At 66.3% G+C, this 3208-nt stretch carries 3 protein-coding genes; 1 reads left to right on the forward strand and 2 read right to left on the reverse strand.

The window, feature by feature from the left end:
* The coding region (locus tag ACIQ6O_RS15245; protein WP_396208632.1) for a hypothetical protein at positions 1-545 on the forward strand (545 nt) is incomplete at its 5' end.
* A gap of 96 nt (positions 546-641) precedes the next feature.
* Here ACIQ6O_RS15245 and ACIQ6O_RS15250 read toward each other — a convergent pair.
* On the reverse strand, positions 642-1031 hold the full coding sequence (locus ACIQ6O_RS15250) for a four helix bundle protein (RefSeq protein ID WP_396208633.1): 390 nt from the start codon (positions 1029-1031) through the stop codon (positions 642-644).
* Between the two features lie 156 nt (positions 1032-1187).
* Positions 1188-3071 (reverse strand): sodium:solute symporter family protein, encoded by a 1884-nt coding sequence (locus tag ACIQ6O_RS15255; protein WP_396208634.1) that lies wholly within the window; start codon positions 3069-3071, stop codon positions 1188-1190.
* Between the last annotated feature and the right edge of the window lie 137 nt (positions 3072-3208).

The following is a 3208-nucleotide window of genomic DNA, read 5'->3' on the forward strand; positions in this document are numbered from 1 at the left end:
AGTCGCTGCGCGATCGCGTGGCGGAGCGTGCGGGACAGCAGGGGCAGCAGGGGCAGCAGGGGCAGCAGGGGCAGCAGGGGCAGCAGGGGCAAGGTCAACAGCGTGACGGAGCCGCACCGGGGGCCGCGCGTGGTGGCGGTATGCCCGGGGATCGGCCGGGTCGGCAGGGCGGTCGTCCGGGTGGCGAGCCGAGCGGCGACGCCCAGCAGTTCTCGCGCGAGATGCGTCTCCGGCGCCAGACCGCCGAGGAGGTGCGACGCGACGCCGCCGCCCAGGGGGTGAACACCCAGGAGCTCGATCGCGCGATTCAGGCGATGCGCGGACTCGAGAACACCGGCGCCTTCGGCGACCCGAAGGGACTCGAGCAACTGCAGAGTGCAATGCTCGAGCGGCTCAAGGACTTCGAGTTTGCGCTCTATCGCACGGTGGCCGGCAGCGCGGACGGGCGCCCCGCCGTGGGCGCGCGCGCGACGGCGCCGGCGGAATACCGGCAGATGGTAGAGGAATACTACCGCTCCCTGGCAGGCGGGAAGCGGAAGCGGTAACGGCGGTAGTAACTGCGGGGGGGTAACCGCGGGTTACTGCGTCATGGGTCATGTGTGACGGCGCGATGGTGACACCGAAAACGTAACGGCGGGCAACTACGTATTACGACGGTCTCGATCGAGAGTACGCGCTTCCTCCTCGTCGAGCGCATAGAGCATGCGCGTGAGCATTTTGCAGACGATCACGCGCTTGTTCTCGCAGCGCCAGTACTCACGATCCTCAAACGCGCCCGCGTCGCGAGCGATGCGAAGGTGGACCGCCACCTCGTCTGCGGAACCGCGCGCAATGCGAAGATGCTTGGCGAACTGCGCACGACTCCCGCGTGCGCCCTCGGCGATGTTCGCGGGCACCGAGTCCACGGCACGCAGCAACTGGGCGCGGATCCGCGGTGCGCGCGTAACGTCGAGGACATCGATGTGCTCGTGAACCGCGACAGCAAACTGCAACGCCGCTTCGAGCACGCGGAGATTCTTTGGGTCGGCCATGCGCCACGATAACAACGACTGGCGCATAGCCTCTCACCAATAGCTCGTCCATTGTACCGCCGTTACGCGCCGTCACGTATTCGCCGTAACCATCGCGCCGTCACACATGACCCATCACGCAGTAACTCGCTGTTAACCGCGCCGTTCCCCCCGCAGTTACCTGCTCCCGCTCTCCGCCCAAAGCTTCTTCGTCACTCCCAACAGCACGAAACCGCTCACTGCGAACACGCCCGTGAGCATCCACGCCGTGCCCGTGCGCGACGGGTCGCCGGCGGCGTAGAGGAAGTTGCCGATCGCGAACAGCGACGACCAGATCACCACGCAGCCGCTTACCCATCCCAGCAGCGACGTGCCGATGGCGTTCTCGCGGGCCACTTCAGCGTCGCTCACGCCGGCCTCCGCACGCACGGCCGTCCAGCCGGGTCCTGCCGGCTTCACCTTGCGGACGAACGCGATGAGCGTGCCCCGCTCGGTCTGCGGGCCCACGAACGCCGTCACGAGCCACGCCACCGTCGTGATGCCGACCTGCACGATGGTTGTCATGGCGAAGCCGGCGTCGGGGAAGAGCTTCGGCACCGCGAGCGACGTGACGAGCGACATCACCATCGCGACGATCTCGCACCACGCCGACACACGCCACCAGAACCAGCGGGCGATGTACAGCAGCCCCGTGCCGGCACCGATCGAGAGGAGCACCTGGAAGGCCTGCTGCGCACTGCTCATCGTGAGGCTCAGCAGCGCGGCCACCACGTACAGCAGCACGGTGCTCAACCGCCCCGCGTTCACGTAATGCGCATCGGGGGCGTCGCGCTTTACGAAGCGGCGGTAGAAGTCGTGCACGAGGTACGACGAGCCCCAATTGAGATGCGTGAGGATCGTCGAGGAGTTCGCGGCGATGAGGCCACCGATCATGAGCCCCACGAACCCCACGGGCAAAAACTTGAGCATCGCGGGGAACGCCGAGTCGTGCCCGATGAGCGTCGGATCGGCCGACGGGAACGCGGCCTTGATGCTCGCCAGATCGGGGTACACGATGATGGAGCAGAGCGCCGTGATGATCCACGGCCACGGGCGCAAGACGTAGTGCGCGATGTTGAAGAACAGCGTACCGCCAAGCGAGTCCTTCTCCGACTTGGACGCGAGCATGCGCTGCGCAATGTACGACCCGCCCCCCGGCTCGGCGCCCGGATACCAGTTGGCCCACCAGCTGATCGCGATCGGGAGAATGAAGATCATCAGCGCCAGCTCCGACATGCCGAAGTTGGGCAGCACGTCGAGGATAGGCTGGCCACTGCCGTCCTGCACCGCCATGACCGGCTGCGCGTCACCCGCACCCTGAATGACCTGTTGGTTGGCCAGCTTCTCCACGAGCAGCTTGAGCCCCAGCCAGCCGCTGTCGCTGTTGCCCAGGCGCTTCGCGACTTCCACGAGGGAGAACCACGCCGCGGCAAAGACGGCCGTCATCTTGATGAAGAACTGGATCATGTCAATGACGAGCACCCCCCACAGCCCGGAGTGCGCGGCGAAGACCACGTTGAGCACACCCGTCAACAGGATGGTCTGCCACGGTGCAAGCCCGAACAGGATGTTCGCGATCTTGCACGCGGCGAGCGTCACCATGCCCATGATGAAGCAGTTGAAGAACAGCCCCAGATACACGGCGCGAAACCCGCGCACGATCGAGGCTTCCCGCCCCGAATAGCGCAGTTCGTAGAACTCGAGGTCGGTGAGCACCCCTGAGCGGCGCCAGAGCCGGGCGAAGAAGAACACGGTGGCGATGCCTGTGAGGACAAAGGCCCACCACTGCCAGTTGCCGGCCACGCCGTACCGGCGCACCTGCTCGGTGACCCAATTGGGGGTATCCGACGAAAACGTCGTGGCCACCATCGAGAGCCCGGCCAGCCACCACGGCACCGAACGCCCCGAGGCGAAGAACTCGGTGGTGCTGCTCCCCGAGCGCTTGGCCAGGAACAGGGCCGGTACGAAGCACACGAGGATGGACAGGAGCACGATGACCCAATCGATCCAGGAAATGGTCATGAGCGGGTCACTCGGGGCGGAAAGGCGGGGGCGTCAGGCAAGCGAGAGGTCATGGGGCGGGAATGTGGGGGACGGTGCGCATGGGGGCAACGCACCAGGCGCCCCGATGCCTGAATCCGTCACAGCAGGCGCCCGGG

Source organism: Gemmatimonas sp. (assembly GCF_044345575.1).
Lineage (GTDB): Bacteria > Gemmatimonadota > Gemmatimonadetes > Gemmatimonadales > Gemmatimonadaceae > Gemmatimonas.

Bases quoted from the DNA above. Each gene is read 5' to 3' on its own strand.
- ACIQ6O_RS15250 (WP_396208633.1), bottom strand. From the start codon at position 1,031: ATGGCCGACCCAAAGAATCTCCGCGTGCTCGAAGCGGCGTTGCAGTTT.
- ACIQ6O_RS15255 (WP_396208634.1), bottom strand. From the start codon at position 3,071: ATGACCATTTCCTGGATCGATTGGGTCATCGTGCTCCTGTCCATCCTC.